The sequence below is a fragment of the Komagataeibacter swingsii genome, from assembly GCF_003207895.1.
GTDB classification, from domain to species: Bacteria; Pseudomonadota; Alphaproteobacteria; order Acetobacterales; family Acetobacteraceae; genus Komagataeibacter; species Komagataeibacter swingsii.
In genome coordinates, this window is sequence record NZ_NKUB01000005.1 from 112,679 (window position 1) to 133,065 (window position 20,387).

The 20,387-nt window shown below is 65.2% G+C and carries 19 protein-coding genes; 18 read left to right on the plus strand and 1 reads right to left on the minus strand.

Going from position 1 to position 20,387, the window contains the following annotated elements:
* Positions 1–180: 180 nt before the first annotated feature.
* Positions 181–1,134, plus strand: a complete 954-nt coding sequence (locus tag CFR76_RS06225; RefSeq protein WP_110556344.1) for a bifunctional enoyl-CoA hydratase/phosphate acetyltransferase — start codon at positions 181–183, stop codon at positions 1,132–1,134.
* Positions 1,135–1,475: 341 nt separating this feature from the next.
* Positions 1,476–2,972, plus strand: coding sequence for a malate:quinone oxidoreductase (locus tag CFR76_RS06235; protein ID WP_110556345.1), 1,497 nt, complete (start codon positions 1,476–1,478; stop codon positions 2,970–2,972).
* Positions 2,973–3,030: 58 nt separating this feature from the next.
* Here the strand turns inward: CFR76_RS06235 and CFR76_RS06240 are convergent, their stop codons facing one another.
* Positions 3,031–3,639, minus strand: a complete 609-nt coding sequence (locus tag CFR76_RS06240; RefSeq protein ID WP_110556346.1) for a LabA-like NYN domain-containing protein — start codon at positions 3,637–3,639, stop codon at positions 3,031–3,033.
* 194 nt (positions 3,640–3,833) lie between these two features.
* Between CFR76_RS06240 and folK the strand changes: the two genes are divergently transcribed.
* From folK to lpxD, 16 genes are all read left to right on the plus strand, one after another.
* Positions 3,834–4,448: a 2-amino-4-hydroxy-6-hydroxymethyldihydropteridine diphosphokinase gene (gene folK, locus CFR76_RS06245; RefSeq protein WP_208623942.1), complete on the plus strand. Its 615-nt coding sequence runs from the start codon at positions 3,834–3,836 to the stop codon at positions 4,446–4,448.
* On the plus strand, positions 4,448–4,843 hold the full coding sequence (gene rpoZ, locus CFR76_RS06250) for a DNA-directed RNA polymerase subunit omega (protein ID WP_110556347.1): 396 nt from the start codon (positions 4,448–4,450) through the stop codon (positions 4,841–4,843). The genes folK and rpoZ overlap by 1 nt, the downstream gene beginning before the upstream one ends.
* Positions 4,844–4,903: 60 nt before the next feature.
* The gene (locus CFR76_RS06255) at positions 4,904–7,189 is read left to right on the plus strand and encodes a RelA/SpoT family protein (RefSeq protein WP_110556348.1); all 2,286 of its coding nucleotides are present in this window, start codon (positions 4,904–4,906) and stop codon (positions 7,187–7,189) included.
* 3 nt (positions 7,190–7,192) lie between these two features.
* Entirely contained in the window at positions 7,193–7,606 is a 414-nt protein-coding gene (gene acpS, locus CFR76_RS06260) for a holo-ACP synthase (protein ID WP_110556349.1), read from the plus strand.
* 126 nt (positions 7,607–7,732) lie between these two features.
* Complete coding sequence (lepB, locus tag CFR76_RS06265) at positions 7,733–8,539, plus strand: signal peptidase I (protein ID WP_110556350.1); 807 nt, start codon at positions 7,733–7,735, stop codon at positions 8,537–8,539.
* A 2-nt stretch (positions 8,540–8,541) separates the two neighbouring features.
* Entirely contained in the window at positions 8,542–9,318 is a 777-nt protein-coding gene (gene rnc / locus CFR76_RS06270; RefSeq protein ID WP_110556351.1) for a ribonuclease III, read from the plus strand.
* Positions 9,315–10,229 carry a GTPase Era gene (gene era, locus CFR76_RS06275; protein WP_110556352.1) on the plus strand — a complete coding sequence of 305 codons (915 nt, stop codon included), beginning with the start codon at positions 9,315–9,317 and terminating at the stop codon, positions 10,227–10,229. The genes rnc and era overlap by 4 nt, the downstream gene beginning before the upstream one ends.
* 116 nt (positions 10,230–10,345) lie before the next feature.
* The gene (pyrH, locus tag CFR76_RS06280) at positions 10,346–11,086 is read left to right on the plus strand and encodes a UMP kinase (protein WP_110556353.1); all 741 of its coding nucleotides are present in this window, start codon (positions 10,346–10,348) and stop codon (positions 11,084–11,086) included.
* Positions 11,087–11,163: 77 nt separating this feature from the next.
* Positions 11,164–11,730 carry a ribosome recycling factor gene (gene frr, locus CFR76_RS06285; RefSeq protein WP_110556354.1) on the plus strand — a complete coding sequence of 189 codons (567 nt, stop codon included), beginning with the start codon at positions 11,164–11,166 and terminating at the stop codon, positions 11,728–11,730.
* A 128-nt stretch (positions 11,731–11,858) separates the two neighbouring features.
* A complete protein-coding gene (gene uppS / locus CFR76_RS06290; protein ID WP_244191811.1) occupies positions 11,859–12,533 on the plus strand; it encodes a polyprenyl diphosphate synthase in 675 nt (224 codons plus the stop codon).
* Positions 12,534–12,537: 4 nt separating this feature from the next.
* Positions 12,538–13,371, plus strand: coding sequence for a phosphatidate cytidylyltransferase (locus CFR76_RS06295; protein WP_208623945.1), 834 nt, complete (start codon positions 12,538–12,540; stop codon positions 13,369–13,371).
* Positions 13,372–13,415: 44 nt separating this feature from the next.
* On the plus strand, positions 13,416–14,573 hold the full coding sequence (gene dxr, locus CFR76_RS06300; RefSeq protein ID WP_110556357.1) for a 1-deoxy-D-xylulose-5-phosphate reductoisomerase: 1,158 nt from the start codon (positions 13,416–13,418) through the stop codon (positions 14,571–14,573).
* Between the two features lie 49 nt (positions 14,574–14,622).
* Complete coding sequence (gene rseP / locus CFR76_RS06305) at positions 14,623–15,729, plus strand: RIP metalloprotease RseP (protein WP_110556358.1); 1,107 nt, start codon at positions 14,623–14,625, stop codon at positions 15,727–15,729.
* Between the two features lie 192 nt (positions 15,730–15,921).
* Positions 15,922–18,342, plus strand: coding sequence for an outer membrane protein assembly factor BamA (bamA, locus tag CFR76_RS06310; RefSeq protein ID WP_110556359.1), 2,421 nt, complete (start codon positions 15,922–15,924; stop codon positions 18,340–18,342).
* 7 nt (positions 18,343–18,349) lie between these two features.
* On the plus strand, positions 18,350–19,198 hold the full coding sequence (locus CFR76_RS06315) for an OmpH family outer membrane protein (protein ID WP_110556360.1): 849 nt from the start codon (positions 18,350–18,352) through the stop codon (positions 19,196–19,198).
* Between the two features lie 10 nt (positions 19,199–19,208).
* Complete coding sequence (lpxD, locus tag CFR76_RS06320) at positions 19,209–20,294, plus strand: UDP-3-O-(3-hydroxymyristoyl)glucosamine N-acyltransferase (RefSeq protein ID WP_244191807.1); 1,086 nt, start codon at positions 19,209–19,211, stop codon at positions 20,292–20,294.
* The last annotated feature ends 93 nt before the right edge of the window (positions 20,295–20,387 follow it).

Genomic DNA, 20,387 nt, shown 5'->3' on the forward strand with positions numbered 1-20,387 from the left:
GCGGGTTCTCCTTGCCTGTTGCGCGATGGCCCGTGGGCCGGTGCGTAAGGTGGGCAATAGCAGGTGCGACGTCACGCCCCGATGACGCGTGGCGGCCATGCCTCGCACAAAGATGATGGCGGGGGAGGGCAGGGTCCTGTGGCATCAGGTGCGCATACCCTGTCGCCACGGGAAGGAGACATGATGCGCAGCCTGCGTTTTTTTGATGATCTTGCACGGACCCTTGCCGGCCATCCGCCCATGGCGCTGGGCGTGGTCTATCCCTGCAGCGTGCCCGCGTTGCAGGCGGCGGCCGAAATCGCGCATGCGGGTCTGGCCACGCCGGTGCTGATCGGCCCCGCGGGACGGATCGGCCAGATGGCGAAGGATGCCGGCATCACGCTGTCCGGCTGCCGCAATGTGGACGTGCCCACCGATGGCGAAGCCGCGCGCGAAGGCGTGCGCATGGCGCATGAAGGCACGGTTGCCGCCCTGATGAAGGGATCGCTGCATTCGCGCATCTTCCTGCATGAACTCGGCCACCATGAAGGCGGCCTGCGCACGACACGGCGCATGAGCCACGTCTATGTCCTTGACGCGCCACAGGCCCCGCGCGTGCTGCTGGTGACGGACGGGGCGGTGAACATCGCCCCCGACCTCGATGCCCGGCGCGACATTGTCCAGAACAGCATCGACCTTGGCCACATGCTGGGTATCGTGCGGCCAAGGGTGGCGGTCCTGTCGGCGGTGGAGATGGTCAATCCCGACCTGCCATCCACGCTGGACGCGGCCATATTGTGCAAGATGGCCGAGCGCGGCCAGATTACCGGCGCGGTGCTGGACGGCCCGCTGGCGCTGGACAACGCCGTAAGCCCCGAGGCCGCGCGCTGCAAGGGCGTGGTCTCCCCCGTCGCGGGGCAGGCGGACATACTGGTGGTGCCCGACCTTGAAGCCGGGAATATCCTTGCCAAGCAGATGACCTTCATCGGCCAGGCACGCGCGGCGGGCATCGTCATGGGCATGCGCGTGCCCGTGATCCTGACCAGCCGCGCCGATCCCGTGCCGGTGCGCGTGCTGTCATGCGTGGTGGCGGCGGTCATGATCCGGCAGGGTTATGGCGGGAATCCGGCGGCCAGCATGGATCAATGCGGATGACGCTCCCGTGTGATGCGTGTAAGGAAGGGCGGCCCGCTCGCGCGATGTTGTCCATGCGGGCCGGCAGCGTTTTCCGGCGGCGGGCGCGATGGGAACCGTGGCGTGCGGCCCCGGCGTGGCGGGACGGGGCGCCGTCCTCGCGCAGAGATGATGCCCCGCCCTGGCGCACATGGTGGCAAGGAAAGGGCTGACGACTGCCCGGCCGGCGGGGCCATGCCCCGTGTGCCGGTGACTGACATGAACGTGCAATCAGGCCGGGTTCCCCGCGCCGCCGGGTGGCTGCCCGGTCCAGCCGATGAACAGCCACGCAGCGGGTTTCCGATGCCGATCCGGAGAATGCCATGACCTCGAATCCCTCCCCTGCCGCTTCCACCTATGATGTGGTCCTGATTGGCGGCGGAATCATGAGTGCAACGCTGGGCGCGATGCTGCGCCAGCTTGAGCCGGGCCTGTCCATTGCCCTGTTCGGGCGGCTGGATGACGTGGCGCTGGAAAGTTCCAATGGCTGGAACAATGCCGGCACCGGCCATTCCGCCCTGTGCGAACTGAATTACACGCCCCTGCGCCCCGACGGCACGGTGGATATTTCCAAGGCCGTGAACGTCAACGAGGCGTTTCAGGTTTCACGCCAGTTCTGGTCCTACCTGGTGGAATCGGGGCAGATCGCCTCGCCGCGCGACTTCCTCAACCCCATCCCGCACATGAGCTTCGTCTGGGGGCCGGAAAATGTCGATTTCCTGCGCAGGCGGCATGCGGCGCTGCAGGAACACCCGCTGTTCGCGGGCATGTCGCTGTCCACCGATGAAGGGCAGTTGCGCCAGTGGATGCCGCTGGTCATGCAGGACCGCGCGCCGGGGCAGAAGCTTGCGGCCACATGGCACCCGGCGGGCACGGACGTGAATTTCGGCGCGTTGACCCATCGCCTGATCGACCTGCTACAGGGCAAGCCGGGCTTTGACCTCCACCTCGCGCATGAGGTGGAAGACCTCAAGCCCGCGGGCGGCAACGGGTGGGACGTGTCCGTCCGCGCCGTGCATGGCGGGGGCGAGCGCAGGGTGCGCGCGAAATTCGTGTTCATCGGCGCGGGCGGCGGCGCGCTGCACCTGCTGCAGAAAAGCGGCATACCCGAAGCCCGTGGTATTGGCGGTTTCCCCGTCAGCGGCCAGTTCCTGCGCTGCACCAACCCCGAAGTGGTCGGCCAGCACCATGCCAAGGTGTATGGCAAGGCGTCGGTCGGCGCGCCGCCCATGTCGGTGCCGCATCTGGATACGCGCGTGATCGACGGGCAGCGTGGCCTGCTGTTCGGTCCGTATGCCGGGTTCTCGACCAAGTTCCTCAAGCAGGGGTCGTGGCTGGACCTGCCGCGTTCCATCCGCATGGACAATATCGGGGCGATGCTGGCGGTGGCGCGCGACAACATGCCGCTGACCAAATACCTGATCCAGCAGGTCATGCAGTCCAGCGAGGACCGGCTGAAGGCGCTGCGGGACTTCGTGCCCACCGCGCGCAAGGAGGACTGGGAACTGATTACCGCGGGCCAGCGCGTCCAGGTGATTAAGAAGGACGCAAAGCGCGGCGGCGTGCTGCAGTTCGGCACCGAGGTGGTGACCGGGGCCGACGGGTCGATCGCGGGCCTGCTGGGGGCGTCGCCGGGTGCTTCCACGGCGGCGCCGATCATGCTGACGGTGCTGGAGCGCTGCTTTGGCGACCGCCTGCCGCAGTGGGAATCCCGCCTGCGCGAAATGATCCCGTCCTATGGCGTCAAACTGGGGCAGGATGCCGCCCTGTGCGCGCAGGTGCGCGAACGCACGCGCACGGCATTGCAACTGGACGGCTGACACCCCATGGAAAAAACCCCACCCCGCCAGTGTCCGTGGCGGGCGGGGCGGGAAGGGTTCAGTCCTCGTCGTGTTCGCTCATCTGGTCGGCGGGATGGCGCACCGGGGGGGCGGCGCTGCGGGGCGGGCGGTTTTCGATATGGCGACGCATGAAGTGGGTCGCGATATCCGCCAGTTCAATGAACTGGTCCGCCTGGCGGCGCAGTTCGTCGCCAATCAGCGGCGGCGAGGTCTTGATCGAGCCGACCACGGTGGTGCGCACGCCCTGGCGCTGCATGGATTCCAGCAGGCGGCGGAAATCCGAATCCCCGCTGAACAGGACGGCATGGTCGATGTGCGGGGCCATTTCCATCATGTCCACCGCCAGCTCCACATCCATGTTGCCGCGCACGCGGCGGCGGCCGTTATGGTCGATGAACTCGCGCGCGTTCTTGGTGACCAGCGAGTAGCCGTTATAGACAAGCCAGTCGGTCAGGGGCTTGAGGGGGGAATACTCCTCGGTGTCCAGGACGGCGGAATAATAATAGGCGCGCAGCACATTCGATTTGGAACGGAAAAACTGCAGCAGCTTGCGGTAATCGACCTCAAATCCAAGATTGCGGGATGCGGAGTATAGGCTGGTGCCGTCTATAAAAAGACAAAGCCGCTCCTGAGATTGAAAAAACATTTATGGTCTGTCCCTGAAACAAAAAAAGTGAATACGTCACAGCCGCGTTAAAATTTGCGTTGCATGTATTCTGCAGCGCAGTGAAAGTTGTCGGGCAGAAATGAACCCTGCATATATAGAAGCCGGTTCCTTTCCGGAAGTTCCCTATGCGGGGATTACTAACCGACAGCAACCGTCCGGGACACTGTTTTCACATGACAATGCTGCAATCTGCTCCCATTTCTGGCGATATAACAATTGCGGTGGGTGCCAACCTGCCACGTGAAAGTGGTGAAACTGCGGCCGAGACCTGCCAGTGGGCGGTGGGCCAGCTTGCCTGCCTGCCCGGCCTGTCGGTGGTGGCGGTTTCGCGCTGGTATGAAAGCGCGCCGGTCCCGCCTTCGGGCCAGCCGCCTTACGTAAACGGAGTCGTGCGGCTGTCGGGGTGGGCGGACCCGGCATGGCTGCTGGCGCGGCTGCATGAAATCGAGGCCGCGGCCGGGCGCAGGCGCACGGTGGCCAACGCCGCCCGCCCGCTTGACCTGGACATCATCACCATGGGCGACCTTGTGCGCGCCAGCCCCGATCCTGTCGTGCCGCACCCGCGCGCGACCGGGCGGGCCTTCGTGCTGCTGCCGCTGCGTGATGTCATGCCGGACTGGCGCGACCCGGTGACGGGGTGTTGCATCGACACCTTCCTGCCCGGCGTCGCGGGGCAGGAGATCACGCCCATGCCCGCGCGGACTGAATGCTTGCATCAGGACAGGGCTGGGGGTAATAAGGTAAATTCTGATCAACACAACCAATTAATAACCGGAGTTCAGGCCTGATGGCACGCGTCACTGTCGAGGACTGCGTTGAGCGGGTTCCCAATCGTTTTGAACTGGTGCTGCTGGCCGCCCAGCGCGCACGCGCCCTGTCGCGCGGCGAGGAAATGACGATTGACCGCGACAACGACAAGAACCCCGTTGTCGCCCTGCGTGAGATCGCGGACCAGACCGTGGGTCTGGACCAGATCCGCAGCGACCTCATCCGCTCGCTGGCCCGCGCGCCGGAACCCGAGCCTGCCGATGAGGAAGTGGTCGACCTGATCCCGACCGAACAGAACATCTTCGGCCTGCAGGATGTCTCGGCCGAGGAAGAGGCCCGCAATTCCGGCAGCGGCATGTCGGCCGAAGAACTTGAGGCCTCGGTCGAGGCGGCCCTGAGTGGACGGGGCCGGTAACATCTGACGAAGGGGTGGAAGGTGACTGACCCGGTCAGATCGGAAACGACATCTTCCTCCTTGCCCGTGCCGGTCACGGGCGGAGTGACGGCAGGCGCTGCCGCCCTTCCCGCCACGCGGGGGGAAGGGGAACGCGCGATTTCATGCGACGGCCTGATCCGTCGCGTCCTGGCGTATGATCCCGGCGCCGATACGGACCTGATCCGCCGCGCCTTTGACGTGGCGAAGGCCGCCCATGCGGGGCAGGCGCGCGACAACGGCGATCCCTACATCACCCATCCGCTGGCCGTCGCCAACATACTGGCGGGCTTCCACCTTGATACCGCCTCGATCATCACGGCGCTGCTGCATGACACGATCGAGGATACGGGTGTCACGCAGAAGGAACTGCGTGAACAGTTTGGCGATACCGTTGCCGAACTGGTCGATGGCGTCACCAAGCTGACACGGCTGGAACTGCAGTCGGACCGCACCAAGCAGGCGGAGAACTTCCGCAAGCTGGTGCTGGCCATGTCGCGCGATATCCGCGTGCTGCTGGTCAAGCTGGCCGATCGCCTGCACAACATGCGCACGCTGCATTATGTCCAGCGCCTGGACCGCCGCCAGCGCATCGCGCGCGAGACCATGGAAATCTACGCCCCCCTTGCCGGCCGTATCGGCATGGACAAGGTGAAGGTGGAACTGCAGAACCTGTCGTTCGCGGCCCTTGAGCCGGAAGCGATGGCGACCATCCGCGCGCGCCTGAACTACCTGCGCGGGCAGGGTGCGGATGTCATCGAGGAAATCCGTCGCGAACTCCAGGCCCTGTGCGCGCAGGCCGGGCTGGAAGGCGTGGAGGTGACGGGGCGTGAAAAGACGCCCTATTCCATCTGGGAAAAGATGCAGCGGCGCAATGTCGCGTTTGAACAACTGTCCGACATCATGGCGTTCCGCATCATGGTGCCGACGCGCGAAGCCTGCTACGTGGCCCTTGGTGCGGTGCATGCGGCCTATCCGGTCATTGCGGGGCGGTTCAAGGACTATATCTCCACCCCCAAGGCCAACGGTTACCAGAGCCTGCATACCGGCGTGACCCTGCGCCATCCGCGCAACCAGAAGATCGAGGTCCAGATCCGCACGCCGGAAATGCATGACGTGGCCGAAAACGGCGTGGCGTCGCACTGGCTGTACAAGCAACTGCCCGACGCCGCGACGGGCAAGGAGGCGAAGGGCGTCGTCTCCGGCCTGCGCTGGGTGCAGGACCTGCTGGACATCCTTGAGGACTCGGCGGCCCCCGACGAGTTCCTTGAGAACACCAAGCTCGAACTCTATCAGGACCAGGTTTTCTGCTTCACGCCCAAGGGGCAGCTGATTTCGCTGCCGCGTGGGGCGACGCCGGTCGATTTCGCCTATGCCGTGCACAGCCAGGTGGGCGACAGCTGCGTTGGCGCGCGCATCAATGGCCGCCTCATGCCGCTGCGCCATGAACTGCAGAATGGTGACCAGGTCGAGATCATGACCGCGCGCGGGGGCACGCCCTCGCCGTCATGGGAACGCTTTGTCGTCACGGGCAAGGCGCGCGCGCGCATCCGCCGCCATGTGGCGCTGCAGCAGCGCGAGGCCCATCTGGAAAGCGGCCGCGTGGCGCTGGCCAAGGCCTTCCGGCAGGAAGGGGTGGACGGGTCGGAAAAGGTGCTGGACAGCCTGCTCAAGGATCTGCGGCTGCAATCGGTGCCCGACCTGTATGTGGCGGTGGGCAACGGCAACCAGTCCGCGCGTGAGGTCGTGCAGCTAGCCTACCCCGAACTGCGTCGCGCGCCACGCGCGCCGCGCATGGTGCCCGGCCTGTCCATGCGCGCGCCTGCGGGTGCGCCCGGCGGGGCCGCAGGACGGCGCAAGCCTGCGGCGGGCATGGCGTTGGCGGGCGTGGGCGCGGGCATGGCGGTGCATTTCGCCGGGTGCTGCCATCCGCTGCCCGGTGACCGGATTGTGGGCATCGTGTCTACCGGCAAGGGGATCACGGTCCACACGCTGGGGTGCCAGACGCTGGAAACCTTTGCCGCGACCCCTGAACGGTTCATGGACCTTGACTGGGATTACGACCTGATCGCGCGCAACGCCACCGGGCATTACACCGGGCGGCTGAGCGTGGTGACGGCCAATGAACCGGCCATGCTGGCGACGCTGACCAATATCGCCGCCAAGCATGAAGGCGTGCTGGTCAACCTGCGGATCGTCAACCGCCAGCTTGAATTCATGGAAATCCTTGCGGATATCGAGGTGCGGGACCTGCGGCACCTGACCGCCATCATGGTGGCGCTGCGCGCGGCGCGTGGTGTGGTGCAGGTCGAGCGGGCCAGGGGCTAGGCCATGCTGATCGGCATCGGGTCCGACCTGTGTGACGCAAGGCGGATTGAAACCGTCCTTGCGCGGCATGGCGCGCGGTTCGAGCAGCGGGTCTTTACCGCAACCGAACGCGCGGCTGCCGCGCGCAGGCAGGGAACCGCGCGGCTGGGGACCTACGCCAAGCGGTGGGCGGCGAAGGAAGCCTGCGCCAAGGCGCTGGGCACCGGCTTTGCGCAGGGCGTGTTCCATCGTGACATGGGGGTTGAAAACCTGCCTACCGGCCAGCCGGTCATGCGGCTGGCGGGGGGCGCGCTGGCGCGGCTGGACAGGCTGGTGCCCGATGGGTATGTGGCGCGGGTTTTCCTGACCATGACCGATGAACACCCCTACGCCTTCGCGCAGGTCATGATCATGGCGGAAAAGGCCGGCAGGTCCTGATCGCCTGTCATGCCCGCATGGGCAATGCTTGACAGGGAAGGGATGCGTGGGCTTGATCCGCACGTTATTCGTCCGGCGTTGCCTGTCCGGTCGATGCCAGATCCGGATTGAAGAATAATTATGCCAATGGACGATAACAAGACGATTTCCTCCCCATCGGGACCAGACGCGGCGCGTCGGGACGGTGGCCTGCTGGACCTGGTGCGTACTGTCGTGATTGCCGGTATCCTGGCCATCAGCGTCCGCACGGTGCTGTTCGAACCGTTCAACATCCCGTCCGGTTCCATGATCCCGACCCTGCAGGTCGGGGATTACGTGTGGGTGGCCAAATACAGCTACGGCTATTCGCATTACGCGCTGCCCGGTTCGCCCAACCTGTTCGAGGGGCGGATCTTCAACAGCACCCCGCACCGTGGCGACGTGGCGGTGTTCCGCTTCACCAAGGACACGTCCATCGACTACATCAAGCGGATCGTCGGCCTGCCCGGTGACACGGTGCAGATGCGTGAAGGCAGGCTGTTCCTGAACGGGCAGCAGGTCCCGCGTGAGCCGGAAGGCGAATACACCGCGATAGACGAACACCGCACCCATATGGATGGCGAGCGCTACCGCGAGATCCTGCCTGGCAGCGCCGGTCATGGACCCGTCGCCCACGACATCCTGAAGCTGACGGATGAAGGGGGCAAGAACGACACGCCGGAATACGTCGTGCCGCCGGGCTATTTCTTCGCCATGGGCGACAACCGCGACGACAGCGCCGACAGCCGCTTCATGGGCGATGAACCGCAGGACCTCGGCTTCGTTCCGATGGAAAACCTGGTGGGGCAGGCCAAATGGATCTTCATGTCCGTCGATAACGCCCATCCGTTCTGGCAGGTCTGGTACTGGCCGGTCGAGATCCGCTGGAACCGCCTGTTCATGGGGATTCACTGACCATGGAGGCCGCACGTGTGCCCGCGGCGGAAATTACCCGGCTGGAGGCATGCCTGGGGTACCATTTCACGCGGGCCGACCTGCTGCTGCGCGCGCTGACCCACCGCTCCGCCGCCCATGAGCGCAATGGCGGCCGCCGTGCGCGCCAGGGCGTGGCGAAGCGCGGGGCGGGGTCCAACGAACGGCTGGAGTTCATAGGCGACCGGGTGCTTGGCCTGCTGATGGCCGAATGGCTGCTTGAACGCTTCCCCGATGAGCAGGAGGGCGCGCTTGGCCCCCGGCACGCCCATCTCGTCTCGCGCACCGTGCTGGCGCAGGTGGCCCATGTCATGGGGCTGCAGTCGGCGCTGGACGTGGCCGAGCACGAGGCCCGCGCGGGCGTGCGCCAGATGGCCAACGTGCTGGCCGATGCGGTCGAGGCCATACTGGGGGCCATGTACCTCGATGGCGGGCTGGACCCCGCCCGCGCCTTCGTGCGGCGGATGTGGAATGAATCCATCGTGGCCCAGGCCCGCCCGCCCAAGGACCCCAAGACCGCCCTGCAGGAATGGGTGCTGGGGCGCGGGCTGCCGCTGCCGCAGTACCGCGTCGTGTCGGCTGACGGGCCATCGCACGCGCCACGTTTCGTCATTGCGGTGGACGCGCAGGGAAAAACCGGGCAGGGGATCGCGGGCAGCAAGCGCGCGGCTGAAAGCGATGCCGCATCGGACCTGCTGCGCCAGCTGGGCGCGGGCGGACAGGCCGCTACTTCCACCGACCGCAAGGGGCAGGGACAATGACCGGGCACGATCAGGACAACACGACACGCTGTGGCTTCGTGGCCATTGTGGGCGCGCCCAACGCGGGCAAGTCAACGCTGCTCAACCGCATGGCGGGCACCAAGCTGTCCATCGTCAGCCCCAAGGCGCAGACGACGCGGTTCCGGGTGCTGGGCATCCTCATGCGCAACTACACCCAGATCCTGCTGGTGGATACGCCGGGCATCTTCCAGCCGCGCCGCAAGCTGGACCGCGCCATGGTCGCCGCCGCGTGGACGGGATCGGAAGATGCCGACATCACGCTGCTGATCGTGGATGCGCGCGCGGGCATGACGGATGCGCTGCGGGCGATCGCGACCCGGCTCGCACAGCAGAAGCGCAGGCTATGGCTGGTGCTGAACAAGACCGACCTTGTAAGGCGTGACGCCCTGCTGCCGCTGACGGCAGGACTGTCCGCCATCCTGCCGGTCGAGCATGTGTTCATGGTCAGCGCGCGTTCGGGTGAAGGGGTGGACGACCTGCTGGACCGCCTGGCGGCCGACCTGCCGGCGGGGCCGTACCTGTATCCGGAAGATGACCTGACCGACCTGCCGGACCGCCTGCTGGCCGCCGAGCTGGTGCGCGAGCAGATCTTCCTCCAGACGCATGAGGAAGTGCCTTATGCCGCCACCGCCGAGACCGAGGGCTTTGCCGAACGGCCCGACGGGTCGGTGCGCGTGGATGTCACGATCTATGTGGCGCGGGCTTCGCACAAGGCCATCCTGATCGGCGAGCGCGGCAGCCGGATTCGCGCGATCGGTGAAAAGGCCCGGCATGAACTGACGCGGCTGCTGGGGCGTAAATGCCATCTTTTCCTGAACGTGAAGGAACGCGCGGGATGGGATGAGGAACGCGCGCGCCTGCGTGCGATCGGCCTGGATGATGCGTCCTGAATCCTCAAAAGAGGGATAGATCGGCTTGTGGGGGTGGGCATCCCTCTATATGACAGGGCATGGCCGGGCGGCCTGCCCGTCCCTAGCCCCGTCTGCCTGACCTGCGCCGAGGACCAATGACCCAGTCCGACACTCTCCCCGTCCCCTCATACAAGCGCGTCCTGCTGAAGGTGTCAGGGGAAGCCCTGATGGGCAGCGGGTCATACGGGGTCGATCCCGCCACCGTTGACGCCATCGCGGCCGACGTGGCGGCCGTGGCCCGGACGGGGGTTGAGGTCTGCCTGGTCATCGGCGGCGGCAACATTTTCCGTGGCGTGGCGGCGGCGGCCCGCGGCATGGACCGCGCGCAGGGCGATTACGCCGGCATGCTGGCGACCGTCATCAACGCGCTGCTCATGCAGAATTCGCTGGAACGCCATGGCGTGCCGACGCGGGTCATGACTGCGATCCACATGTCCTCCATCGCGGAACCCTATATCCGCCGCCGCGCCGTGCGGCATATGGAAAAGGGCCGCGTCGTGATCTTTGCCGCCGGCACCGGCAACCCGTTCTTCACCACCGATACGGGGGCCGCGCTGCGCGCGGCGGAAATGGAATGCGACGCCCTGTTCAAGGGCACGCAGGTTGACGGCGTCTATTCCGCCGACCCGCGCAAGGTGCCCGATGCGAAGCGCTATGACACGCTGACCTACCGTGACGTGCTGGCCAATGACCTGAATGTCATGGATGCGGCGGCGATCAGCCTTGCGCGTGAAAACCGGCTGCCAATCGTGGTATTCAACATCCACGGGAAGGATCCCTTCAGCCGCGTCATGCGTGGCGAGGGACGCTTCACCACCATCGTGGCGGCTGACTGAAGCCGGGCCATCCCTGCCGCCCGTTCGCGGGTGCGGCCATGGCCGGTGGATCAGGAATCAAAAAAAGGAGGGCCACAGTGTCTGTCGATCAGAAAACCTTGCTGGCGGATCTGACCCGCCGTATGGACGGCGCCATTGAAAGCCTGCGTCGTGATTTCGCGGGGCTGCGTTCGGGCCGCGCCAACCCGGCGTTGCTGGAACCCGTGCGCGTGGAAGCCTATGGCGGCGAGGTGCCGCTGACGCAGGTTGGCTCCATCGCCGTGCCGGAAGCGCGCATGCTGACGGTGCAGGTATGGGACCGCAGCCTGGTCAGCGCCGTTGAACGCGGCATCCGTGACGCGGGCCTGGGGCTGAACCCGGCGGCTGATGGCCAGACCGTGCGCGTGCCCATCCCCCAGTTGACGGAAGAGCGCCGTAACGAACTGGCCCGTGCGGCCGGCAAGTATGCCGAAAATGGCAAGATCGCCGTGCGCGGCGTGCGCCGTGATGGCATGGACCAGACCAAGAAACTGGAAAAGGCCAGCGAGATCAGCGAAGACGATATCAAGACATGGTCGGACGCGATCCAGAAGCTGACCGACCAGTACGTCAAGCGCATTGATGACCTGCTGGTTGAAAAAGAACGCGAGATCAAGCAGGTCTGATCGATCCTTGAATACCGTAACCCCTGTGCTCCATCATGTGTGTGACTGAGGAGGGCGATCAGGTCTTGTCCGGGTCAGATCATCCAGCCACAGCCCATACGTGCCTGCCGGAACATGTTGCCATCATCATGGATGGCAACGGTCGCTGGGCGGGCATGCGCGGCCTTCCGCTGCTGGCGGGGCATCGCGCGGGGGCGGAGGCCGTGCAGCGGACCGTTCGCGCCGCCACGGCGCGGGGGGTGCGATGGCTGACGCTGTATGCGTTCTCGTCCGAAAACTGGCGGCGCGCGCCGGGCGAGGTCGCGGACCTGACCAGCCTGCTGCGCTATTACCTGCGGCACAAGGTGGCCGAGCTGTCGCGCGAAGGGGTGCGGCTGCGGATCATTGGTGACCTGGCCCGTTTCCCCCCCGACATTCAGGAAGAAGCCCGTCGCGCCGAAGCGGTGACGCGGGGCAACACCCGGCTGGTGCTGGTGCTGGCGCTGTCCTATGGCGGGCGGGCGGATATCGTGCAGGCGGCGACGCGCATGGCGCAGGCCGTCGCACGCGGTGAACTGCGGGCCGAGCAGATTGACGAGAGCGTTTTCGCCAGCGCCCTGCTGACGGCGGGCATGCCCGATCCCGACCTGGTGGTGCGGACAAGCGGGGAATGCCGGCTGTCCAATTTCCTTTTGTGGCAGTCGGCTTATGCCGAACTGGTTTTCCTTGATATTCCGTGGCCGGATTTTGACGCGACGCATTTTGATACCGTGCTGGATATCTACTCGCGGCGTGAAAGGCGATTCGGTGCAAGACCAGCCTGAAACCATGGGCAAGGCGGCCCCTGCCGGCGCGGCAGGGCAGTCAGGCAACTGGAAAGACCTGCGCGCGCGTGTCCTGTCGGCTGCCGTGCTGGTGCCGTGCGTCGCGCTGTGCGTGTGGTATGGCGGCCTGCTTTATGGCGCGCTGATCGTGGTGGCCATGGCGGGCATGGCGATGGAATGGGCGCGCATGTTCGGCTACGGGCTGCAAACGCGGCGCGGACAGCTTTGCATGGCGTGGGCGGCCTGCGTCGGGATTGCGGCGCTGGCGGGTCACTGGGGCGGGGCGCTGCTGGTCATGGTGGCGGCGGTCGTGCTGGGGCCGGCCCTGTGGGCGGGGCAGGTGGCCATTGGCTGCGCCGGGCTGTCGCTGCTGTGGCTGCGCTACATGAGCGAGCCGGGGGCGGGGGTGGTCCTGTTCCTGGTCGCCTGCGTGGCGCTGAGTGACACCGGGGCCTACATGGCCGGACGGCTGTTTGGCGGCCCGAAGCTTGCGCCGCGCATTTCACCGGCCAAGACATGGTCCGGTTCCATCGGTGGCCTGTGTTGCGCCGTGCTGGGGGGCATGCTGATCGCGGGCCTGCTGCCCGGCGCGCTGCCGGGCGCCGTGTGGCGCGGGGCGGTGTTCGGCGCCCTTGTCGCCATCGCGGCGCAGACAGGCGACCTTGCGGAAAGCGCGCTCAAGCGTGCCCGTGGGGTCAAGGATTCCGGTACCATCCTGCCCGGGCACGGGGGGTTGCTGGACCGTTTTGATGGCCTGCTGGTTGCGGCCCCGATGGCGGCCCTGCTGTCGCTGGGGGCGGCGGGTGGCGCCGCTTTCTGGTATGCCGGTCTGCACTGAGCCGATGGCCACGGCCATGAACAGTTTTGGGGAATGACGTTACAATGAAGACAGTTTCCGTTCTGGGCAGCACGGGCAGCATTGGCTGTTCCACGGTGGACCTGCTGCTGCAGGCGCCTGACCAGTTCCGTACCGGCGCGCTGGTGGGCGGGCGCAATGTCACGAAGCTGGCGGAACAGGCCCGGGCGCTGGGCGCGCGGCGCGCGGTGATCGCTGATGAAAGCCTGCTGCCGGAACTGGAACGCCTGCTGGCCGGCAGCGGGATCGAGGCCACGGGCGGCCGCGCCGCCGTGATCGAGGCCGCAAGCCTGCCGGTGGACTGGACCATGGCGGCGATTACCGGCGCCACGGGGCTGGAACCCACGCTGGCTGCCGTGCGCAATGGCCGCTCCGTGGCGCTGGCCAACAAGGAAGCGCTGGTCTGCGCCGGCGATGTCATGCTCCGCGCGGTGGCGGATGCGGGCGCGACCCTGCTGCCGGTCGATTCCGAACATAACGCCGTCTTCCAGTCCATGGCCGACAAGCAGGCCGATGAGGTCGAGCAGATCATCCTGACCGCCTCGGGCGGCCCGTTCCGCAGGGCGAGCCTTGAGGAAATGGAAAAGGCCCCGCTGGAGGCGGCGCTGAAGCACCCCACATGGACCATGGGGGCGAAGATCACCATCGATTCTGCCACCATGTTCAACAAGGGGCTGGAACTGATCGAGGCCGCGCGCCTGTTCAACGTGACCGAGGACAGGCTGGGTGTTGTCGTGCATCCGCAATCCGTTGTGCATGGCATGGTGCAGTACACCGATGGCTCCATCGTGGCGCAGCTTGGCTCGGCCGACATGCGCATTCCCATCGCCCATACGCTGGCGTGGCCTGCGCGCATGCCCACCAATTCCCCCCGGCTGGACCTTGCCACGCTGGCGCGCCTTGATTTCGAGGCCCCGGATGAAGTCCGCTTCCCCGCGCTGCGGCTCGCGCGCGAATCCCTGCGGGTGGGGGGGGCGATGCCCGCCATCCTGTCGGGGGCGAATGAAATCGCGGTCGAAGCGTTCCTGAAGCGCGAAATCGGCTTTCTTGATATTGCACGGATCGTCGAGGATGTGATGCAATCCATCGGGCCACAACGCGCGGATACGCTGGAGGAAGTGCTGCACTGGGATGGCGAATCCCGCCGTGTTGCCCGCCAGCGTACGGTTGCCCGCGCGGCCTGACATGAATTCTGGATGGCCTTTCTGGCCATCGGGAGATAGCGTAGCATTCATGCATGATCTGATCCGGACCGTTCTGGCTTTCTCCCTTGTGCTGGGGGTGCTGGTTTTCATTCACGAACTCGGTCACTACCTTGCCGCGCGCTGGCGTGGCGTGCATGTCGAGGTCTTTTCGATCGGTTTCGGCCGCCCGCTCCTGCGCTGGCATGACAGCGTGGGCACGGAATGGCGCCTGTGCCCGGTGCCGCTGGGCGGATATGTCCGCCCGCACGGATTCGAGGGGCCGGAAGACGCGACCGAGGAACAGAAAGCCGCGTGGCAGCCCGGACGCACGTTCCATGACAAGCCGGTCCTGTCGCGGGCCATCGTGATCATGGCCGGGCCGGTTTTCAATTTCCTGCTGGCCATCGTGCTGTTTACCGGCCTGTTCGCCCTGTCGGGGCAGCCGCACATCCTCAACCAGGTGGCGCAGGTCATGCCCGGCAGCGCCGCCGCCGGCGCCGGGGTGGAAAAGGGCGACGTGATCGTGCGTGTGGGGGACCACGCGGTGCGCGACGTGGCCGACCTGCAATCCTTCGTCAGCGGGCAGGCGGATGCCCAGACCACGCTGACGGTCCGCCGCAATGGCGCGGAACAGGTGCTTCCGGTCCATATCGGCGCGGTAGGGGACAAGGCCGGCCGGCATGGCCAGATCGGCGTGTCCTTCGCCGCCGAGGTCGGCAAGCCGCAATCCCTGCCGCGGGCCTTCGTATCCGCCATCCGGGAAACATGGAACGTATCGGTCCAGACGCTGGACGGGCTGTGGCAGATGATTACCGGACAGCACAGCACCAAGGACCTTGGCGGCCCGCTGCGCATTGCCCAGATGTCGGGCCAGGTGGCGCAGTACGGCCTGCCCAGCCTGGTGTCGTTCATGGCGCTGCTGTCGATCAACCTCGGGCTGATCAACCTGTTCCCCGTGCCGATTCTTGATGGGGGACGGCTGGTATTTTATGTATTTGAGGCTATTCTGGGGCGGCCGGTGTCCCGCCGGGTGCAGGAGGTCAGCTTCCAGGCCGGTTTTGCGCTGATCGCCGGATTGTTTCTGTTTTCAACCTTTAACGATCTGTCACATTTCGGCCTGTTCCAGTGGCTCGCATCGCGCGCGGGACAGGGGTAAGGTGCAGCAGGTGACACAAGTGCTTGCACAGTGTGGCGTATATCGGATAGGTCCGCCACGAAGACTGATACATGACAGGAAGGGAGCCGGCCCTCCATCCGGTCTTAATGCATGGCTGATCCGCATGCCGAGTGGTGAGGAATAGCGATTTTGTCGAGTAAACGTTCAGCGCTGCTTGCGTCTGTCTGCGTTATGCCGCTGTTCTGGACGGCCGGTGCGTATGCACAGGAAGAAGCGGCACAGAACACGCCATTCGGCGGGGATATGGCGCCAATGGATGGCGTGGAACAGCAGCAGGCGCCCGAGGTGGAGACCATCAGGCCCCCCCCGCTTGAAGATCCGATCGAAGCGGTGGATATCAAGGGCAACAGCCGCATCGAGACCAGCACCATCCTGTCATACATGGTCGTCCAGCCTGGGGACCGCTTCAACCAGGACCTGCTCGACCGTTCGCTCAAGACCCTGTACGCCACCGGGCTGTTCCATGATGTAACGCTCAAGCGCGTGGGCAACGTGCTTGAAGTGCATGTGGTCGAAAACCCGATCGTCAACCGCATCGTGTTCGAAGGCAATCATGCCGCCAAGGACGAAGACCTGACGAAGGTCATCTCGCTGCGTCCGCGCGCGGTCTATTCCCCGCAGGGCATTGCCGCCGATCGCACGAAAATCCTGGGCGTCTATGCGGAAAAGGCGCGGTACGCGGCCACCGTCACGCCGCAGATCATCCGCCTTGCGCATAACCGCGTCGATGTGATCTTCCATATCAACGAAGCGCAGAAGACGCTGATCAAGAAGGTCACGTTCGTGGGCAACCACGCATTCAGCAGCGCGGCCCTGGCGGGTGTCGTATCGTCCAAGGAGACGGCGTGGTACCGTTTCTTTGCATCCAGCGACCAGTATAGTCCCGAACGCATCAAGTATGACGCCGAATTGCTGCATCGGTTTTACCTGAAAAACGGCTTTGTCGATTTCCAGATCAAGAACGCCACGGGTGAACTGTCGGCCGACCGCAAGAGCTTCTACATAACCTATACGATGGAAGAAGGCCCACGCTACCGCCTGAACAAGATGGATGTGCGTTCCTCGCTGCGCCATGTCAGCGCTGAGTCGATGCGCAAGTACATCTCGCTGTTCCACGGGCAGTGGTATGATGGCAGCGCCATCCAGCACAACGCGACGGACATGCAGGAAATGCTGCAGGGCAAGGGCTATCCCTTCGCCATGGTCCATCCCGAAATTGCCCGCAACCCGGAAAAGCGCACCGTCAACCTGCTGTTTGACATAAGCGAAGGCCCGCGGATGTATGTCGAGCGTATCGACATCAACGGCAACACCATTACCGAGGACAAGGTCATCCGGCGGCAGTTGCCCATGGCCGAAGGCGACCCGTACACCCCGCTGGACCGCAAGTATTCCAAGCTGATCCTGGAAGATCTGGGCTTCTTCAAGACGGTCTCGATCGACCAGACGCCGGGTTCCGCGCCGGACAAGGTCAATATCTCGGCCGACGTGGTGGAAAAGCCGACGGGTGAATTCTCGCTCGGTGGCGGTTACTCGACCGATGCCGGCGTGCTGGGCAACCTGGGGCTGAAGCAGCATAACCTGCTGGGCACCGGCATTGATGCGGGCTTCACGGGTACGGCCGCGTATTATGAAGACCAGGCCGACATATCGCTGACGGACCCGTATTTCCTCAACCGCAACCTTGTGGCGGGCATCGACCTGTTCGGTATCCAGAACCGCTACATGACGTACCAGAGCTATTCCGAAGCGCGTATCGGCATGACGCTGCGCATGGGGTACTCCTACAACAACCACCTGTCGCAGTCGTGGAGCTATACGCTGACCGATCGTGACATCGGCGATACGTGGTCTGACTCGTCCTATTACGTGCAGGACCAGAATGGCTGGTCGCTCCTGTCACAGCTCAGCACCACACTGACATATGATACACGTGACCGCAGGCAGCAGCCGCATAAAGGTTTCGTCATCCGTGTGGGGGGCGACTTCGCCGGTATCGGCGGGAACGAACGCTACCTGCGTGGCAAGGTGGACGCCGCCTACTACATCCCGCTCGACAGCATCATGGGCAACCATGACTGGACGGTCAGCTTCCGCGCCGGCGCGGGTGACATCATGAACTGGGGCGGCGGCCGCAGCGACATCATCGACAACTTCTACCTTGGTGGTAACTCGCTGCGTGGCTTCATGGATGGCGGCGTCGGTCCGCGAAGCTACGCCATCCCCGCGCGCGACGGCAACCCGATGCATTCGCAGCAGGACTTCCTAGGTGGCCGGTTCATGTACACGGCGTCGGCCCAGGTGGACTTCCCCATCCCGTTCGCATCCGCCATGGGGATCAAGGGACGGTACTTCGTGGATATGGGTGGGCTGGACGGGCTGCGTGTCCGCAGGCGCTATACATCCATGAAGGACTGGCCGAAATATACCCCGGTGTATGATGATACGCTGACGCCCGTGGTCTCGACCGGCGTGGGTATCGCGTGGAAGAGTCCGTTCGGGCTTGTGAATATCGATCTGGGCGTTCCCCTGCACAAGGGAACGAACGACAGGACCCAGTTGCTCCGCTTCGGCTTCGGCCAACAATTCTGAGGTGATAATGTTGCGTAAATCCGGCATTCGTCTGCTTGCCGCAACCGCTCTGCTCGGGTGGGGATATCAGGCCGTACCAAATGCGCACGCGCAGGGTTCCGGCGGGAATTCCGGCTGGTTCGTGCCCAAGGCGGCGCAGCCTGCCGCCCATCCTGCCGCGCATGAGGCGCCGCCCCCGGTGCAACTGCCCGCCCCCCAGTCGGACAGTGAGGAAGCGCAGTCACAGACACCGCCCATCCTGCCGCAGCCGCCCGTGCCCAAGGCCCCGGAAGTGCCCAAGAGCGCACCGCCGCCGGCCCCGGTCATCGGTGTCATCAGCGTGCCTGATGTCATGCGCATGTCCTCTGCGGCGCAGCAGGCCGAACGCGTACTGGGTGCGCGCCGTGACGACCTGGCCCGCGACGCACAGAAGGAGCAGGCAGGCTGGCGTGACGAACAGCAGAAGCTGCAGGGCCAGGCCAAGACCATGTCATCCGACCAGATCCAGAGCAGCGAGCGCAAGCTGCAGGAACGTGTGCTGGCGGCGCAGAAGAACTTCCGCAACCGCAACCGCGTGATCCAGGAAGCGGCACAGGTGGCGCTGGGGCAGATCGAACGTGAACTGGTCCAGATCATCCGGCAGGTTGCCGCCAGCCGTGGCATGAACCTTGTGCTGCACCGCGAACAGGTCGCCCTGAGCCAGGAAAGCCTGGATATCACGCAGCAGGTGGCGACACAGCTGAACGGGGTGCTGCCGACCGTCTTCATCCCCGCGGCCGATGTGGACCCGGAGGTCCTGGCCAAGTCCGGCACCATGCCGACCACGGCGGATGCCGACCGTCCAGCCCCTGCCGCCGCCGCGCCGGCCAAGCATTAAGGCCGGTTTCATGACAGTGACGCCGGATAACGTACCGGGCGATCCACGGTTTTTTGTAACGCAGGGACCGTTCGGGCTGGAGCAGCTTGCGCAGTGCAGCGGCGCTGAACTGCGCAAGGCTGCCGACGGGACGGAAACCAGCACCCCGTTCACCGGGATTGCGCCATTGCAGTCCGCCACACGCGGGCAGGTCAGTTTCCTGGACAACCGGCGCTACCTTCCCTTGCTGGAAGGGACGGGGGCCGGCGCGGTGATCGTGGCCCCGGCATTCGCGGACAAGGTGCCCCCGCATGCCGCCGTGCTGGTGTCAAAGGCGCCGTACCAGGCATGGGCGCGCATCGCATCGCTGTTCTATCCGCCGCCGCCGGTGCGCCCGGGCATCCACCCTTCCGCCGTGATCGGGACCGGGTGTGAAATCGATCCCACGGCCGCGATCGGGGCCTTTACGGTCGTGGGGGATGGGGTGCGCATTGGCGCGGGGGCCGATATCGGCTCCCATGTCAGCATCGGGGGCGGGGTGGAAATCGGCGCGCGCTGCCGCATTGGCGCGCATGCCGCCCTTTCCCACGCCCTGCTGGGTGAACGTGTCACGCTGCTGCCGGGCGCGCGGATCGGGCAGGACGGGTTCGGCTTTGCCGTAACGCCCGAAGGGTTTGAAAGCGTGCCGCAGCTTGGCCGCGTCATACTGGAAGACGGGGTGGAGATCGGGGCCAATTCCACGGTGGATCGCGGGTCCATCCGTGATACGGTGATCGGGGCTGGCTCGCGCCTCGACAATCTGGTGCAGATTGGCCATAATGCGCGGCTGGGACGCTGCTGTATCGTTGTCTCCCAAGCTGGCATTTCCGGTTCGACCGAACTGGGTGATTTCGTGACGGTTGCGGCGCAGGCCGGGCTGATCGGGCATATCAAGATCGGTGCCAGGGCCAGGATCGGCGCGCAGTGTGGCGTCATGTCCGATGTGGAAGCCGGAGCCGACGTGATCGGCAGTCCGGCCATGCCTTTTCGGGAATTTTTCCGGAACGTGGCCTTTCTGCGTCGGATGGCCAGAAAAACGACGCAGGATGGAGGCAGGGAAAAGGCCGAAAAGGCCTGATTGCCTGATGCCATTGCATATTCAACCGGCCCGAAGCTACTGTTCCGTCTGGCGCGGGGGCTTTCAGGCCGAACAAGTGGTTGGACGACGTGG

What these genes read in the sequence shown, in the direction of transcription:
- CFR76_RS06225 (WP_110556344.1), top strand. Translation starts at nt 181, where the DNA reads ATGATGCGCAGCCTGCGTTTTTTTGATGATCTTGCACGGACCCTTGCC.
- CFR76_RS06235 (WP_110556345.1), top strand. Translation starts at nt 1,476, where the DNA reads ATGACCTCGAATCCCTCCCCTGCCGCTTCCACCTATGATGTGGTCCTG.
- CFR76_RS06240 (WP_110556346.1), bottom strand. Translation starts at nt 3,639, where the DNA reads ATGTTTTTTCAATCTCAGGAGCGGCTTTGTCTTTTTATAGACGGCACC.
- folK (WP_208623942.1), top strand. Translation starts at nt 3,834, where the DNA reads ATGACAATGCTGCAATCTGCTCCCATTTCTGGCGATATAACAATTGCG.
- rpoZ (WP_110556347.1), top strand. Translation starts at nt 4,448, where the DNA reads ATGGCACGCGTCACTGTCGAGGACTGCGTTGAGCGGGTTCCCAATCGT.
- acpS (WP_110556349.1), top strand. Translation starts at nt 7,193, where the DNA reads ATGCTGATCGGCATCGGGTCCGACCTGTGTGACGCAAGGCGGATTGAA.
- lepB (WP_110556350.1), top strand. Translation starts at nt 7,733, where the DNA reads ATGGACGATAACAAGACGATTTCCTCCCCATCGGGACCAGACGCGGCG.
- rnc (WP_110556351.1), top strand. Translation starts at nt 8,542, where the DNA reads ATGGAGGCCGCACGTGTGCCCGCGGCGGAAATTACCCGGCTGGAGGCA.
- era (WP_110556352.1), top strand. Translation starts at nt 9,315, where the DNA reads ATGACCGGGCACGATCAGGACAACACGACACGCTGTGGCTTCGTGGCC.
- pyrH (WP_110556353.1), top strand. Translation starts at nt 10,346, where the DNA reads ATGACCCAGTCCGACACTCTCCCCGTCCCCTCATACAAGCGCGTCCTG.
- uppS (WP_244191811.1), top strand. Translation starts at nt 11,859, where the DNA reads ATGGATGGCAACGGTCGCTGGGCGGGCATGCGCGGCCTTCCGCTGCTG.
- CFR76_RS06295 (WP_208623945.1), top strand. Translation starts at nt 12,538, where the DNA reads ATGGGCAAGGCGGCCCCTGCCGGCGCGGCAGGGCAGTCAGGCAACTGG.
- dxr (WP_110556357.1), top strand. Translation starts at nt 13,416, where the DNA reads ATGAAGACAGTTTCCGTTCTGGGCAGCACGGGCAGCATTGGCTGTTCC.
- rseP (WP_110556358.1), top strand. Translation starts at nt 14,623, where the DNA reads ATGCATGATCTGATCCGGACCGTTCTGGCTTTCTCCCTTGTGCTGGGG.
- bamA (WP_110556359.1), top strand. Translation starts at nt 15,922, where the DNA reads ATGCCGCTGTTCTGGACGGCCGGTGCGTATGCACAGGAAGAAGCGGCA.
- CFR76_RS06315 (WP_110556360.1), top strand. Translation starts at nt 18,350, where the DNA reads ATGTTGCGTAAATCCGGCATTCGTCTGCTTGCCGCAACCGCTCTGCTC.
- lpxD (WP_244191807.1), top strand. Translation starts at nt 19,209, where the DNA reads ATGACAGTGACGCCGGATAACGTACCGGGCGATCCACGGTTTTTTGTA.